Here is a 13,837-nt window from a genome sequence, read left to right on the forward strand (position 1 = left end):
ACCGTGCCCAAGATCCTCATTGTCGGTGGCGGATATGCCGGTTTCTACACCGCGTGGAAGCTCGAGAAGCACCTGCGCAAGGGTGAAGCCGAAGTCACGATCGTCGACCCGCTGCCTTACATGACCTACCAGCCGTTCCTCCCCGAGGTCGCCGCCGGTTCCATCGAGGCGCGCCATTCCGTGGTCGCCCTCCGCCGTCACCTGAAGAGGACGACGGTCATCACCGCCAAGGTGACCGGCATCGACCACGCGCACAAGACGGCCACCATCACGCCGCCCGATGGCGCGCCGTGGCAGCAGGAGTACGACCACATCGTCGTCACCGCCGGCGCCGTGTCGCGCACCTTCCCCATTCCCGGCATCGCCGACAACGCGATCGGGCTGAAGACGATCGAGGAGGCCGTCGCGATCCGAGACCGCCTGCTGACCAACTTCGACCGGGCGGCCCTGCTTCCCCCGGGACCCGAGCGCGACCGCCTGCTGACCGTCGTCGTGGTCGGCGGCGGCTTCGCCGGCATCGAGGTCTTCGCAGAGCTGCGCTCCTTCGCCTCTGGGCTTCTCAAGCACTACCCGCAGCTCACCTTCGAGGACACGCACTTCCACCTCATCGAGGCGATGGGCCGCATCATGCCCGAGGTCTCGCTGAAGACGAGCGAGTGGGTGCTGAAGGACCTCGCCAAGCGCGGCGCCTACATCCACCTCGACACGCAGGTGCAGGGTGCGATCGACGGCAACATCGAGCTGTCGACGGGTGAGACGATCCCGAGCGACCTGATCATCTGGACCGCCGGTGTCATGGCCAACCCCACGGTGGTGCGCGGGGGCGACCTTCCCGTCGAAGAGCGGGGTCGCATCGCCACCCGTGCCGACCTGCGCGTCGGCACCGAGGACGAGATCGTCGAGGGGGCGTGGGCCGCCGGTGACGTCTCCGCCGTTCCCGACCTGTCCGGAGGCGGCGTCGGCGGGTACTGCGTGCCCAACGCGCAGCACGCGGTCCGCCAGGCGAAGCTGCTCGCGAAGAACCTCACTGCGGTGCTTCGCGGCGAACTTCCCCGCGAGTACGTGCACAAGAACATCGGCGCCGTCGCCGGCCTCGGTCTCTATGACGGCGTGTTCCAGTCCGGCAACCTCGCGCTCAAGGGCCTTATCGCCTGGGTGGCGCACCGCGGCTACCACGGTCTCGCGATGCCCACGTGGGAGCGCAAGTTCCGGGTGCTGTCGGGCTGGTGGAACAACCTCTGGCTCGGCCGCGACATCGTGACGCTGCAGGCCGTGCAGAACCCGCGCTACGTCTTCGAGGAATTCGCGGCGCGCCCGCGCCCCGCGCAGCCGAAGGTTCCGGAGGCGCCCGAGGAGGCGCCCAAGACCGAGGCGCCCGTCAAGCAGACCGCGGCGGCCCGCTAGACCGGGCCTCAGGTCGGGCCCCCGTAGCCCAACCGGCAGAGGCAGGCGACTTAAACTCGCTTCAGTCCGGGTTCGAATCCCGGCGGGGGTACCCCCGGATCACGGCCCGTCGGCGGTGATGGATGGCGTCGGCGCACGCTTCGGTCGGCGCGTGCAGTCGCCGGTCCTCGCGCGGCCCTAGGCTGGGCTCCGTGCTCGATCTGACCGCCCCCGCCACCGCCGCCCCGGTTCCTGGATGGAGCGACCCGGCGGCGTGGTGGGGCCGGCTGACGACGGCCACCAGCGCCCTGTCCGCGCCCGTCGCGGTCATCGACAACGATGCCCTGCGGAACAACGCGCTCGACCTGCTGGTGCGGGCCGGCGGCGTGCCGATCCGGGTGGCCAGCAAGTCGATCCGGGTGCGCGAGGTGCTGGATGCCACGCTGCGTCTGCCCGGCTATCGCGGCATCCTCGCCTTCACGCTCCCGGAGGCGCTCTGGCTTGCGGAGACCTACGAAGACATCGTGGTGGGATACCCGACGGCCGACCGCGCGGCACTCGCACGGCTCCTCATCCACGACCGCGCGGCGGCACGGGTGACCCTGATGATCGATGACCTCGCGCAGCTCGATCTGATCGACGCGATCGCGGCGCCGGGACGGCGCGCGAACGTGCGGGTCGCGATCGATGCCGACGCCTCGTGGCGCGCTCCCGGTCTCGGGCACATCGGCGTGCGCCGCTCGCCGCTGTTCACTCCTGGCGAGGTCGCCGCGTTCGCGCGCCGCGTCGTCGACCGCCCAGGCTTCACGCTGGTCGGCCTGATGATGTACGAGGCCCAGATCGCCGGTCAGCCCGACGACACCGGTTCCGGCGATGGCGTGATCCGCTGGATGCAGCGCCGCTCGCGCGAGGAGCTGCTCACGCGCCGGTCCGCCATCGTCGAAGGCGTCCGCCGCATCGCTCCCCTCGAGTTCGTCAACGGCGGCGGCACCGGCTCCCTGGAGTACACGGCCGGAGACCCCGCCGTCACCGAGCTCACCGCCGGCAGCGGACTGCTGGGCGGACATCTCTTCGACGGCTACCGTGCGTTCGATCCCGCTCCGGCCGCGGCTTTCGCACTCGATGTCGTCCGAAAGCCCCTGCCCGACGTGGCGACGGTGCTGGGCGGCGGATGGATCGCCTCCGGGCCCCCCGTGGCGTCGCGCCAGCCGCTTCCGGTCTGGCCGGCCGGCCTCCAGACGCTGCCCCGAGAGGGTGCCGGCGAAGTGCAGACACCGCTGCAGGGGCCGGCGGCGCGACGCCTCGCGGTGGGGGACAGGGTCTGGTTCCGTCACGCAAAGAGCGGGGAGCTGTCAGAACGCGTCGACGCCTTTCACCTCGTCGAAGGCGATCACGTCGTGCGAGAGCTTCCCACCTACCGCGGCGAAGGGCGGGCGTTCCTGTGACGCGCCCCGGCGGCACGTGGGAGAACTGGGGTCGCACCGCGAAGGTGAGGCCGCGGAGCGTGGAGACGCCGGCGACCGTCGACGCGGTGCAGCGGGCGGTGCAGGCCGCGGGTGCACGCGGTACCCGGCTGAAGGCCGTCGGCGCCGGTCACAGCTTCACCGGCATCGCGTTGGCACCGGGAGTCCTCCTCGACCTCTCGGACCTTACTGGGCTGGTGGAGGTTGATACGGAGCGCTTGCGCGTCCGCCTGCTCGCGGGAACCCGCCTGCACCGGATTCCTGCTCTGCTGGCGCCACACGGCCTCGCGATGCCCAACCTCGGTGATATCGACCGCCAATCGATCTCCGGGGCCATCTCCACGGGCACGCACGGCACGGGCGCCCGGTTCGGCGGCATCAGCACCCAGGTCGTCGGTGCGACGCTGGTGACGGCGGATGCCGCGCTCCTGACGGTCGATGAGACCCAGAACGCCGATCTGCTGCCCGCGGTCGCTCTCGGGCTCGGCGCCCTCGGCATCCTGGTCGATGTCACCCTGCAGTGCGTGCCGGCCTTCGTGCTGCACGCCGTGGAGCACCCGGAACCGCTCGACGACGTGCTCGCGAACATGCTCTCGCGCGCGGCCCAGGCCGATCACTTCGAGTTCTACTGGTTCCCGCACACCGACGTCGCCCTGACGAAGACGAACACCCGCCTTCCGGAGAGCGCCGTGCGGCTGCCTCTTCCGCGCGTCGGCCGATGGATCGACGAGGCGGTGCTCTCCAACGGGCTGTACCGGGTCGCCTGCGGGCTCGGAGCGGTCGCGCCGTTCATCGTCCCCCCCTTCAGCCGCCTCGCCGTGCGGCTCACCGGGGACCGTGAGTACACCGATGTCTCCACGCGGGTCTTCACCCAGAGCCGCACCGTGCGCTTCCGCGAGATGGAATACGCGCTGCCGGTCGAGAACGTGGGCGCAGCGTTCACCGAGATGCGTGCGCTCATCAGCCGACGAGGGTGGAAGATCTCCTTCCCGGTCGAGGTGCGCTTCGCCGCCGCGGACGACTTGTGGCTCTCAACGGCGCACGGTCGCGCCACGGCGTACATCGCGGTGCACCGCTACTGGCGGGAGAACCCCACCGAGTACTTCGAAGCGGTGGAGCGGATCATGCTCGCACATGACGGGCGCCCGCACTGGGGCAAGATGCACACTCTGGATGCCGAGGCGCTGCGCACGCGATATCCCAGGTTCGACGACTTCGTCGCGCTGCGCGATCGGCTCGACCCGTCGCGCATGTTCGCGAATCACTACCTCGAACGGGTGCTGGGGCGGTGACGGCCCGGCTCTGCCGCTGAGAAGCACCCGCGCATCCGGTGCCTCGCAGAGAGCCGCGGCTAGGATGATGAGGATCATCTCGAAGGGAGTCCGTGGCTATGTGGGAATGGCTCATTCCGGTTCTTATCGTGGTCGCGCTCGTCGTGATCGCCGGCGTTTACCTGTGGGCGACGTACAACTCGCTCGTGCAGCTCAACGTCCGGGTCGACGAGGCCTGGAGCGATATCAGCGTGCAGATGAAGCGAAGAGCCGACCTGATCCCGCAGCTCATAGAAACGGTCAAGGGCTACGCGGCCCATGAGAAGGCGGTCTTCGAGAACGTCACGCGAGCCCGAGCAGAGACCCTGACCGCCGCCGGACCCGCCGAAGCCGGCGTGGCGGAGGGACACCTGCAGCAAGCGCTGAAGAGCCTCTTCGCGGTGGCCGAGGCGTATCCGCAGCTGCAGGCGAGCCAGAACTTCCTGCAGCTGCAGCACTCGATCGTCGACACCGAAGACAAGATCCAGGCGTCCCGCCGTTTCTACAACGGCGGCGTACGAGAGCTGAACACGAAGATCAAGATCTTTCCGAACAACCTCTTCGCCCGCAATCTCGGGTTCCAGGAACGCGAGTTCTTCGAGGTCATCGACGGCGCGGCGATCTCCGAACCCCCGCGCGTGCAGTTCTGATCCGCGCGCACGCCGGCCTCAGCGCACGGCGAGCACCAGCTCGTCGCCACGGAAGGCGATGCTGCCGTACAGCACCCAATCGTCGGCCCGGTAGGTGAATTCGCCGGCAGTTCCGGCGTGTGTCGTGCCCGTCGCTGTGACCACGAGGACGCCTCCCGTCGCGGCGAAGGACCCGTCTGCCGGGGCGAGGGCGACGGCCGGGCGCCGCTCGATGCGGTAGGTGAGGTTCTCGAGCGTGGCGAGGTCGGCCGCCCACGGGATCCGGATGCCGCAGGCGTCCGGCACGACCGCCCCCGGAGCGGTGCACTCATCGAGGTACGGGTCGAGCTGGGCCTGCACCTGCGCGGCGGCGTTCTCCGTGAGGGTCGCATCCACCGCGACCGAGGCCGGCTCTTCGTTGCTCACGACGACCTCGGTGCCGCCGTCGAGTACGGCCCGGGGTGCGGGGGAGACCGGATAGACCGCCGGCAGGAGCAACACCTCGCCGACGGGAACAAGCGCGTCGCCCACCCATACGGAGTCGCCGATCCCCGTCGCCACCTCGAGCACCGCCAGGTAGTCCGTCGCCACCGTCCACCGGCCACTCCGAAGCGCCATGCCGAAGAAGACGGTGTGCCGCTCACCGGCGAATTCCATGCTCGACCGCACGCCGGTGAAGCCCTCCGACGGGGTGATCTCCTCCACCTCCGGCGCGGTGCCGTACGCGGCCCCGGCGAACGCGTCGGCCAGCGTGGCTTCGGTCGAAGCGTCGAGCCCCGAGTCCGACATCGCGGCGATGGCGGGGTAGTCCCCCTCGGCGAGCGCCGTCAGATAGTCCTCCGCCGCGTCCTCCACACTGGGCGGCCGGGTCAGCGCCCAGATCAGCACGCCGACGAGGACGACGCCGACGAGCACCGCGAGGGCGATCAGGGGGCCCCGGCGCTTCACGTCACCCGCTCGAGGTCCTCGGCTTGCGCGTCCCCGTCGCGCGCGGCGGGGGGCTCGGCGATCACCCGTTCGTGACGGTGCGCGTCCGGCATGACCCGCGCGAGGTCGGCGACGGCGTTGCCCCACGCGGAGATCGACACGTGCTCCAGGCCCTGCCACGCGGCGGCCGTGCGCAACTCGGCGGCGAGCCGCTCAGCGCGACCTTCGGGCGCTCCGTTCTCCCACCACGCGGACTGCACCAGAAGGGTCGATGTGGCCCGGTCGGCCTTGAGGTCGACGCGGCCCACGATGTCGTCGCCGACGAGCACCGGCAGCGAGTAGTAGCCGAACGCGCGCTGCGGGGCGGGGGTGTAGATCTCGATGCGGTATTGGAAGTCGAACAGGCGCTCCGCACGATCCCGGAACCACACGACGGGGTCGAACGGGCTCAGGATGGCGCCGGCATCCACCGAACGCGGCACCACGGCATCCGTGTGCAGCCACGCCGGAAGCGGGCGCGCACCACGGTCCCAGCCGAGCACCCGGACCGGCCGGAGGGCGCCCTCGTCGACCAGGTCGCCGATCGCGGACATCACCGCCTTGCGGTCGCGGATGCGGTAGTAATCGGCCAGATCCGAGGCGGAAGCGACGCCGTACGACCGCGCGGCGCGGCGCACCAGCTCGCGGATCGCATCCTCCCGCGGCACGGGACTCGCCAGTACCTGGGCGGGGATGACCTGCTCGGCGAGTGCGTAGCGTCGCTCGAAACCCCGCCGGCCCGCGATCGAGACCTCGCCGAACATCCACAGGTACTCGAGCGCGTGCTTGACCACGTCCCAATCCCACCACGGGCCCCGGCGGCCCCGCTGTGCGTCGGCCTCGATCTCGGCGGGCCGCAGCGGCCCCCGTGCCGCCAGCTCCGCCCGCACCCATTCGATCGTCGAGGCGTTGCGGGCGAACCACCCATCAGGACTCGTGCCGTACTTGGCGCGCATCTCGTCCATCCGGAATCGCCAGAGCGCCCAGTCCTCGATCGGGATGAACGTCGCCACGTGCGCGATGTACTCGACGTACGGGCCGCGGAGACCGAACAGAAGCCGGTCGAGGGCGGCGGTGTCGTACGCGCCCATGCGTGCGAAGTACGGCATGTAGTGCGAGCGGGCGAACACGTTCACCGAGTCGATCTGCGTGACGCCCATGCGCGCGGCCGCGAGGTTCAGCTGGCGGGTGCCGACCGTCTCCGGACGCGGCCGGGCGAACCCCTGAGCGGCCAGCGCGACGCGCCGTGCCTCCGCCCGGCTGAGCGTGTCTTTCACGCGGGCCAGCCTAGCCGTGGGGTCTGACACGCGGCGTGTGCGGGGCTCCGCCCCACACCCCTGGCTTGCTGGCGCGCGCCCTCCTGTGGGGCTCCGCCCCACACCCCTGGCTTGCTGGCGCGCGCCCTAGACTGAGGCGGGTGACCGACGACAAGCCCCGCGGCAGCTTCCTCGACAACCTGCGCAGCCGCACGGTCACGACCGACATCGCCCCCGGCATCCCGCGGGGCCTTCGGGTCGCGACCGCCTACGCATGGCGCTTCCTGGTCGTCGCCGCGGCGATCGGCGTCGGCGTCTGGCTCGTCATCCAGCTGAAGCTTCTCGTCATCCCGCTGCTCGTCGCCATCCTCGTTGCGGCGCTGCTCTGGCCGGCCTTCTCGTGGATGCTGCGCCATCGGGTGCCTCGGTGGCTCGCCATCGTGATCTCTCTGATCGGCACCATCGCGATCATCGGCGGCCTGGTGTGGCTGGTGGTGTGGCAGGTGTCGCGGCAGTGGGGCTCGGTGCAGGAACGCACGGTCGAGGCCGTCGAGCAGTTCCGGCAGTACCTCATCGACGGGCCGATGCACCTCTCCTCGGCCCAGATCGACGACCTCCTCGACCAGGGGCTGGCGCTGGTGCAGGAGCAGGCCCAGCTGCTCTGGTCGGGGGCGCTCGCCGTCGGTTCGACCGTCGGCCACGTTCTGGTCGGCGCGCTCCTCGCGGTCTTCATCCTCCTGTGCATCCTCGCCGACGGCCCCGCCATCTGGCGGTGGACCGTGCGGCTCTTCCCGCGCGACGCGCGCCCCGCAGTGGACGGCTCCGCGCGCAACGGCTGGGTGACCGTGGTCAACTTCGCCCGCACCCAGCTGCTCGTCGCGTCGATCGACGCCGTCGGCATCGGCCTGGGCGCCTTCCTTCTCGGCGTGCCGCTCGCCATCCCGATCGCCGTGCTCGTGTTCCTCGGGGCCTTCGTGCCGATCGTCGGCGCCGTCGTGACCGGTACGGTGGCGGTCTTCCTGGCCCTGATCTACAACGGCCCCTGGATCGCGCTGTGGATGCTCGTCGTCGTGCTCGGCGTGCAGCAGATCGAGGGCCACGTGCTTCAGCCGCTGCTGATGGGCTCGGCCGTCAAGGTGCACCCCCTTGCGGTCGTGCTCGTGGTCGCCGGCGGCGCGATGATCGCCGGCATCCCCGGTGCGCTCTTCGCCGTGCCGCTCGCCGCCTTCGTCAACGTCGTCGCGGTGTCGCTGACGACCGGGTCGTGGCGCACCGGGGCGAGACCATCATCCGACGACCTGATCTGGAGCACCGTCCCCCGAGCCCCGAGGCGGGTAGCACAATGAGGCCCACCCTGCACGACTTCGAAGAAGCCGCCGCCGGACTCGAAGGAGTCATCAGCCACACGCCCCTCGACAAGTCGCAGCATCTCAGCGACCTGCTCGGCGTGCCGGTCTACCTGAAGCTCGAAAACCTGCAGCGCACCGGATCCTTCAAGATACGCGGCGCATTCCACCGGCTCTCCCGCCTCACCGAGGCCGAGCGGGCGCGCGGGGTCGTCGCGGCCTCGGCGGGCAATCACGCGCAGGGCGTCGCGCTCGCGGCGCAGCAGCTCGGCATCCCGGCGACGATCTTCATGCCCCTCGGAGTCCCGGTGCCCAAGCTTCTGGCGACCCGCGGCTACGGCGCCGAGGTGGTGCTCGAGGGGGCGACGGTCGAGACGCCGCTGCGCCTCGCCGCGGAGTTCGCCGAGCGCACGGGCGCGGTACTGATCCACCCCTTCGACCATCTCGACATCATCACAGGCCAGGGCACGCTCGGTCTGGAGCTGTACGACGAGTGCCCCGACCTCGAGACGATCGTGATGGGCATCGGCGGCGGCGGACTCATCGCCGGTGTGGCCGCGGCTGTGAAGGCCAAAGCGGCGGAGGAGGGCCGCACGGTGCGCGTCATCGGCGTGCAGGCCGAGAACTCGGCGGCATATCCCTCCTCGCTCGCCGCCCGGCGGCCGCTGCAGGTGCAGACCCGTCCCACGATCGCCGACGGCATCGCGGTCGCACGACCGGGCGACCTTCCCTTCGCCCTGATCAGCGAACTGGTCGACGAGGTGGTCACGGTCACCGAAGACGACATGGCACGCGCGCTGCTCGTGCTGCTCGAGCGGGCCAAGCAGGTCGTGGAGCCTGCGGGAGCCGTGGGGGTCGCGGCCATGCTGGCGGGCAAGGTGCACGCGAGCGGCCCGACGATCACGGTGCTCTCCGGCGGCAACATCGACCCGCTGCTGCTGCAGCGCGTCGTGGCGCACGGGCTCTCGGCATCCGGTCGGTACATGACGCTGCGCATCCCACTGCCGGACCGCCCGGGCATGCTCGCGCGGGTCGCCGAACTGGTCGCCGGGGCCGGGGCCAACGTCACCGAGGTTCTGCACACCCGGCACGGGCAGGGGATGCAGATCAGCGAGGTCGTGCTGCAGATCAGCGTCGAGACGCGGGGCGAGGAGCACCGGGCGCTGGTCATCAGCACACTGGACGAGGCCGGATTCAGCCCGAGCGTCGTCGCGGACTGACCGTGCCCGCCGCCGGGCGGGCCCCTACTGTCCCGAGTACGTCTCGACCTTGACGACCTCGACCGTGATCGCGCGTCCGTTCGGCGCGGTGTAGCTCGCGCTCTCGCCCTCCTTGAGGCCGAGGATGGCAGCGCCCAGGGGGCTCGCCTCGCTGTACACGTCCAGCTCGGAGTCCACAGCGATCTCGCGGTTGCCGAGCAGGAAGACCTCTTCGCCGCCTGCGACGATCGCGGTGACGACGGTGCCGGATTCGACCACACCGTGGCTCGCCGGCGCCTCGCTGACGGTCGCCGTCTTGAGCAGGTGCTGCAGCGTGCGGATGCGCGCCTCCTGCTTGCCCTGCTCGTCCTTGGCGGCGTGGTAGCCGCCGTTCTCCTTGAGGTCGCCCTCCTCGCGAGCGGAGGCGATGCGGGCGGCGATGTCCTCGCGGCCGGTCGTCGAGAGGTACTGAAGCTCGGAATGCAGACGGTCGAACGCCTCCTGCGTGAGGAACGTGACCGGGGCGTCGTCTACCACGGGATCTCCTTGAATCTGAAGGGCGGGCGAGCGATCCCGGACGTGTCGGTGATGTGCCGGCGCGGGTACCGCCTCAGTGCCGCCTATGTACAGAGACGCCCCGGCTCCCGCCAGGGCGTCGATGAATGCAGTGAGACCAGACTACGTGACCCAGCAGGAGTCGACCAAACCCGTCGTCGCCCGCGCGACCGTGGGAATCGTCTCCTGGTAGGCCTTCGCCGCGCCGTCGGACGCGGGGAATTCCAGAACCCGCCAGCCGACGACGCCGAAGTCCTCGTCCAGTGCCTCCAGTGCGCAGGCGAAACTCGCGCCGGCCGGGGGAGTCACCTGGAAGAGCACCGTGACCCTGCGGTCATCGACGATCTCGTGCCCCGTTCCGTCGAAGCCGACGGCGTCGACCGTGTTGCCCACCGTGGCCCAGGCGAGGGCGCCGATGGATGCCGCGGCCAGCGCTCCGATCACGATCCAGGTCGCGCGACGGCGCCCGGGCCGCGTGCGGCCGTAGCGCTCATCGAGCTCTTCCTTCGTCGTCATCGGGTTCCCTCGAGTGGTTAGGCTGGAATCCAGGCTATGCGCTGCGGCGCGGAACGAAGGACTCGATGCACGTACTGGCCGCGGCGCTCGGAGGGCTGCAGACGGCCGTCGCCGCTGCCACGCCCATTCCGGCTCCGACCGTCGATCCCCAGCTGGTCACACCCGGCCCATGGGGCTTCGCGGCGATCGTCTTCATCGCGCTCGCCGTGGTCTTCCTGGTGTGGGACATGCAGCGCCGCGTCCGCCGGACGCGGTATCGCGAGGAGATCAACGACGAGCTCGATGCCGAAGAGGCGGCGGAGAAGCAGGGCGAGGCGGCGGCAAGGGCGTCCGAGGTCGACGACGAATCGATCGACCCGGGCAGTCCCCGCGGCTGAGATCAGGCGGGCAGGCCGAGCGACGGTGAGTACGGGTCGAGCGCGATGAGCAGGCACGCCGCCCAGTGGCAGAGGAATGCCAGCATCGTGCAGACGTGGAAGATCTCGTGGAATCCGAAGTGCCCCGGCCACGGGTTCGGTCGCTTCATCGCGTAGACGATCGCGCCGCCGGTGTAGAGCAGGCCGCCGATGATCACGAGGAACATCATCGCGGCATTGGCGCGGAAGAGGTCGGGCAGGTACATCACGGCTGCCCAGCCGAGCGCGAGGTAGAGCGCGACGTAGAGCCACCGCGGCGCGCCGATCCAGAAGACGCGGAACAGGATGCCGAGCAGGGCGCCCGACCACACGACGATCAGCAGGATCGTGCCCTGCCCCGGCGGCAGGGCCAGCACGGCGATGGGCGTGTAGGTACCGGCGATCAGCAGCAGGATGTTGGCGTGGTCGATCCGTTTCAGGACGGCCTTGGTCTTGGGGCTCCAGTCGAAGCGGTGATAGAGCGCAGAGTTGCCGAAGAGCAGCAGCGATGACGCCATGAACACGACGCAGGCCCACTTGGCGGCCGCACCGTCGGCGGACAGGACGAGCACGATGCCCGTGACGATCGCGACCGGGAACATCGCCGCGTGGATCCAGCCTCGCCATGACGGCTTGATCTCGACATGGGCGTCGACGGTCGCAGCCTCCATGAGCGGAAGCTCGGGCACATCGGGCACTCGGCTCTTCGCGCGGCGGGTCACCCCTCGAGCGTAGGCCCTGCCATATGTCCGGGGGGTTACATGCGCCCGGCATCCCCGTCGCCGGAAGGGTAGCGTAGGGGCGTGAACCGAGCCGCATCGAATGAGGGACGCGGTCCTCTCTACCGGCTCTACATCAACAGGCTGCGGCGGCGCATCCCCGCGGAGGGCGTTCCCCAGCACGTCGCCATGATGATCGACGGGAACCGGCGATGGGCCAGGCAGCTCGGCTACTCGACACCGGCCCACGGGCACCGGGCCGGAGCGGCGAAGATGCGCGAGTTCCTGGAGTGGTGCGACGACGTGGGCGTCCGCGTCGTGTCGCTCTATCTGCTCTCCAACGACAACCTGCGCAAACGCGACTCGCAGGAGCTGAACGACCTCGTCGAGATCATCGCCGAGCTCACCGACGAGCTGTCCACCGGGCGTGACTGGCGCGTGCAGCACGTCGGGCGGCGGGATCGGCTGCCACCGCAGCTCGCCCGCGTGCTCGCGAACGCGGAGGAGCGGACGCGCGGCCACCACGGACTGCATGTGAACCTCGCGGTCGGCTACGGCGGGCGCAACGAGATCGTGGATGCCGTCCGCAGCATCATCGCGAAGCACGATCGCGACGGCGGCACGCTCGAGGAGCTCGCCGCCAGTCTCACCCCCGAGACGATCGGGGAGCATCTCTACACGGGGGGTCAGCCGGACCCGGACCTGGTCATCCGCACCTCCGGCGAGCAGCGCCTCTCGGACTTCCTGCTCTGGCAGAGCGCCCACAGCGAGTTCTACTTCGTCGAGGCGCTCGGACCCGACCTGCGCGAGGTCGACTTCCTTCGTGCGATCCGCGACTTCGCGTCCCGCGATCGCCGCTACGGCAGCTGAGTCCGCCGTCAGCGCGGTCGCGGGAGAACTGCAATGATGACACGGTGACCACGATGGAGGCGTACCAGTCCTCGTTCGACGGAGAACCCGGATACCTGGACTGGGCGGCCTTCGGCCCGCTCTCGCCCGGGGTGCGCAGCGAGGTGCACGCGGATGCCGAGCTTCTCGGCTCCGGGCGTTCGTCGAGCATCGACCTCGTCGCCGAACACGCCCGCGAGGCGCGACAGCTCGTCGCCGAACTGGTGGGCGGCGACGAAGGGCAGGTGACCCTCCAGCCATCCACTTCGTACGGGCTCATGCACGCGGTCTTCGGGCTCTCGGGCACGGTGATCGCGTCGACCGCCGAGTTCCCGAGCATCACGGTGTCGCTCACCCGTGCCGCCGAGGCCTTCGGCCGGGTCACACCCCGATGGGTCACGCCGGAATCCGGCGCGGTGACACCGGAGGCCGTGCGCGACGCTCTCGATGACGACGTCACCGCCGTGATGGTGAGCCTCGTGGATTTCCGCACGGGCTATCGTGCCGACCTCGGTGCGCTGCGTGAGGTGATCGGACCGGACCGGCTGCTGATCGTCGATGCGATCCAGGGCTTCGGTGTGGTGGATGCCGAGTACGCCGCCGCGGACGTCGTCTGCAGCAACGGCTACAAGTGGCTCCGCGCGGGGCGGGGAACCGGCTTCGCCTGGTTCGGAGACCGCGCGCTCGAGCGCATCGCTCCCGTCCTGTCCGGATTCGCCGGCGTGGAGGGCGGCCTGCCGATGGACGAGGTGCCGCGCCCCGCGGCATCCGCGAAGGCCTTCACCGTCAGCAACCCGGACGCGCTGGCGGCCGCTCGGCTCGCGACCGGGCTGCGAGAGGTGCGCGATGCGGGCGTCGCCCGCATCGAGTCCGAGCTCGTTGCCCGCACGCGGGACGTCATTCAATCGGCGGATCGCTTCGAGATCCCTGTCGCGACGCCCCGCGAGGCGGAGCGTCGCGCCGGTATCGTGGCGCTCGCGCCGCCCGCCGCCGATGTCGCGCCGCTGGGCGCGGCTCTCGCCAACCACGGCCTCACCGTGACGGCCCGCGGCGGGCTCATCCGCGTGGCCCCGCACGTGGGAACCGGTGCCGAGACGCTGCGTCTGTTCGGCGACGCGCTCGCCGCGTTCGCTCAGAGCCGCGTCTGGTGACACCTCGGCGCCGCTGCAGCTCCCAGGAATTAACCCGCCTGTAACCCGGGCAGGCGTGTCG

At 70.2% G+C, this 13,837-nt stretch carries 14 protein-coding genes and 1 tRNA gene; 10 read left to right on the forward strand and 5 right to left on the reverse strand.

Going from position 1 to position 13,837, the window contains the following annotated elements:
• Positions 1-3 precede the first annotated feature (3 nt).
• The 5 genes from ACLQ2Q_RS08955 to ACLQ2Q_RS08975 all read left to right on the forward strand — a co-directional run bounded on the left by ACLQ2Q_RS08955 (position 4) and on the right by ACLQ2Q_RS08975 (position 4,806).
• The gene (locus ACLQ2Q_RS08955; RefSeq protein WP_425820102.1) at positions 4-1,404 is read left to right on the forward strand and encodes an NAD(P)/FAD-dependent oxidoreductase; all 1,401 of its coding nucleotides are present in this window, start codon (positions 4-6) and stop codon (positions 1,402-1,404) included.
• A 17-nt stretch (positions 1,405-1,421) separates the two neighbouring features.
• Positions 1,422-1,495: transfer RNA gene (locus ACLQ2Q_RS08960), tRNA-Leu, on the forward strand.
• Between the two features lie 100 nt (positions 1,496-1,595).
• A complete protein-coding gene (locus ACLQ2Q_RS08965; RefSeq protein ID WP_425820103.1) occupies positions 1,596-2,828 on the forward strand; it encodes an alanine racemase in 1,233 nt (410 codons plus the stop codon).
• Positions 2,825-4,138, forward strand: a complete 1,314-nt coding sequence (locus ACLQ2Q_RS08970) for a D-arabinono-1,4-lactone oxidase (RefSeq protein WP_425820104.1) — start codon at positions 2,825-2,827, stop codon at positions 4,136-4,138. The genes ACLQ2Q_RS08965 and ACLQ2Q_RS08970 overlap by 4 nt, the downstream gene beginning before the upstream one ends.
• A gap of 98 nt (positions 4,139-4,236) precedes the next feature.
• Positions 4,237-4,806 carry a LemA family protein gene (locus tag ACLQ2Q_RS08975; protein ID WP_425820565.1) on the forward strand — a complete coding sequence of 190 codons (570 nt, stop codon included), beginning with the start codon at positions 4,237-4,239 and terminating at the stop codon, positions 4,804-4,806.
• Positions 4,807-4,824: 18 nt separating this feature from the next.
• Here ACLQ2Q_RS08975 and ACLQ2Q_RS08980 read toward each other — a convergent pair whose 3' ends face one another.
• A complete protein-coding gene (locus tag ACLQ2Q_RS08980; protein WP_425820105.1) occupies positions 4,825-5,733 on the reverse strand; it encodes a hypothetical protein in 909 nt (302 codons plus the stop codon).
• Entirely contained in the window at positions 5,730-7,028 is a 1,299-nt protein-coding gene (locus ACLQ2Q_RS08985; RefSeq protein WP_425820106.1) for a winged helix-turn-helix domain-containing protein, read from the reverse strand. Before ACLQ2Q_RS08985 ends, ACLQ2Q_RS08980 begins: the two co-directional genes overlap by 4 nt.
• A 140-nt stretch (positions 7,029-7,168) precedes the next feature.
• On the opposite strand from ACLQ2Q_RS08985, the gene ACLQ2Q_RS08990 reads away from it, so the two are divergent.
• Both ACLQ2Q_RS08990 and ilvA read left to right on the forward strand, forming a co-directional pair.
• Positions 7,169-8,353, forward strand: a complete 1,185-nt coding sequence (locus ACLQ2Q_RS08990; RefSeq protein WP_425820107.1) for an AI-2E family transporter — start codon at positions 7,169-7,171, stop codon at positions 8,351-8,353.
• Positions 8,350-9,573 carry a threonine ammonia-lyase gene (gene ilvA / locus ACLQ2Q_RS08995; protein ID WP_425820108.1) on the forward strand — a complete coding sequence of 408 codons (1,224 nt, stop codon included), beginning with the start codon at positions 8,350-8,352 and terminating at the stop codon, positions 9,571-9,573. The genes ACLQ2Q_RS08990 and ilvA overlap by 4 nt, the downstream gene beginning before the upstream one ends.
• A gap of 24 nt (positions 9,574-9,597) precedes the next feature.
• Here the strand turns inward: ilvA and greA are convergent, their stop codons facing one another.
• Positions 9,598-10,089 carry a transcription elongation factor GreA gene (greA, locus tag ACLQ2Q_RS09000; RefSeq protein ID WP_425820109.1) on the reverse strand — a complete coding sequence of 164 codons (492 nt, stop codon included), beginning with the start codon at positions 10,087-10,089 and terminating at the stop codon, positions 9,598-9,600.
• 141 nt (positions 10,090-10,230) lie between these two features.
• The gene (locus tag ACLQ2Q_RS09005) at positions 10,231-10,623 is read right to left on the reverse strand and encodes a DUF4307 domain-containing protein (RefSeq protein ID WP_425820110.1); all 393 of its coding nucleotides are present in this window, start codon (positions 10,621-10,623) and stop codon (positions 10,231-10,233) included.
• A gap of 65 nt (positions 10,624-10,688) precedes the next feature.
• On the opposite strand from ACLQ2Q_RS09005, the gene ACLQ2Q_RS09010 reads away from it, so the two are divergent.
• Entirely contained in the window at positions 10,689-11,000 is a 312-nt protein-coding gene (locus ACLQ2Q_RS09010; protein WP_425820111.1) for a hypothetical protein, read from the forward strand.
• Between the two features lie 2 nt (positions 11,001-11,002).
• Here ACLQ2Q_RS09010 and trhA read toward each other — a convergent pair whose 3' ends face one another.
• Positions 11,003-11,689, reverse strand: a complete 687-nt coding sequence (trhA, locus tag ACLQ2Q_RS09015; RefSeq protein WP_425820566.1) for a PAQR family membrane homeostasis protein TrhA — start codon at positions 11,687-11,689, stop codon at positions 11,003-11,005.
• Between the two features lie 132 nt (positions 11,690-11,821).
• Here trhA and ACLQ2Q_RS09020 point away from each other — a divergent pair, with 132 nt between their 5' ends.
• Positions 11,822-12,607, forward strand: a complete 786-nt coding sequence (locus ACLQ2Q_RS09020) for an isoprenyl transferase (protein WP_425820112.1) — start codon at positions 11,822-11,824, stop codon at positions 12,605-12,607.
• Positions 12,608-12,660: 53 nt separating this feature from the next.
• Positions 12,661-13,776 carry an aminotransferase class V-fold PLP-dependent enzyme gene (locus ACLQ2Q_RS09025; protein WP_425820567.1) on the forward strand — a complete coding sequence of 372 codons (1,116 nt, stop codon included), beginning with the start codon at positions 12,661-12,663 and terminating at the stop codon, positions 13,774-13,776.
• Positions 13,777-13,837 lie beyond the last annotated feature (61 nt).

Source organism: Microbacterium sp. DT81.1 (assembly GCF_049844955.1).
Classification (GTDB): domain Bacteria; phylum Actinomycetota; class Actinomycetes; order Actinomycetales; family Microbacteriaceae; genus Microbacterium.

Coding starts and splice junctions, on each gene's coding strand:
- ACLQ2Q_RS09005 (WP_425820110.1), bottom strand. CDS start 10,623: ATGACGACGAAGGAAGAGCTCGATGAGCGCTACGGCCGCACGCGGCCC.
- ACLQ2Q_RS09025 (WP_425820567.1), top strand. CDS start 12,661: ATGGAGGCGTACCAGTCCTCGTTCGACGGAGAACCCGGATACCTGGAC.
- ilvA (WP_425820108.1), top strand. CDS start 8,350: ATGAGGCCCACCCTGCACGACTTCGAAGAAGCCGCCGCCGGACTCGAA.
- trhA (WP_425820566.1), bottom strand. CDS start 11,689: ATGGAGGCTGCGACCGTCGACGCCCATGTCGAGATCAAGCCGTCATGG.
- ACLQ2Q_RS08975 (WP_425820565.1), top strand. CDS start 4,237: ATGTGGGAATGGCTCATTCCGGTTCTTATCGTGGTCGCGCTCGTCGTG.
- ACLQ2Q_RS09010 (WP_425820111.1), top strand. CDS start 10,689: ATGCACGTACTGGCCGCGGCGCTCGGAGGGCTGCAGACGGCCGTCGCC.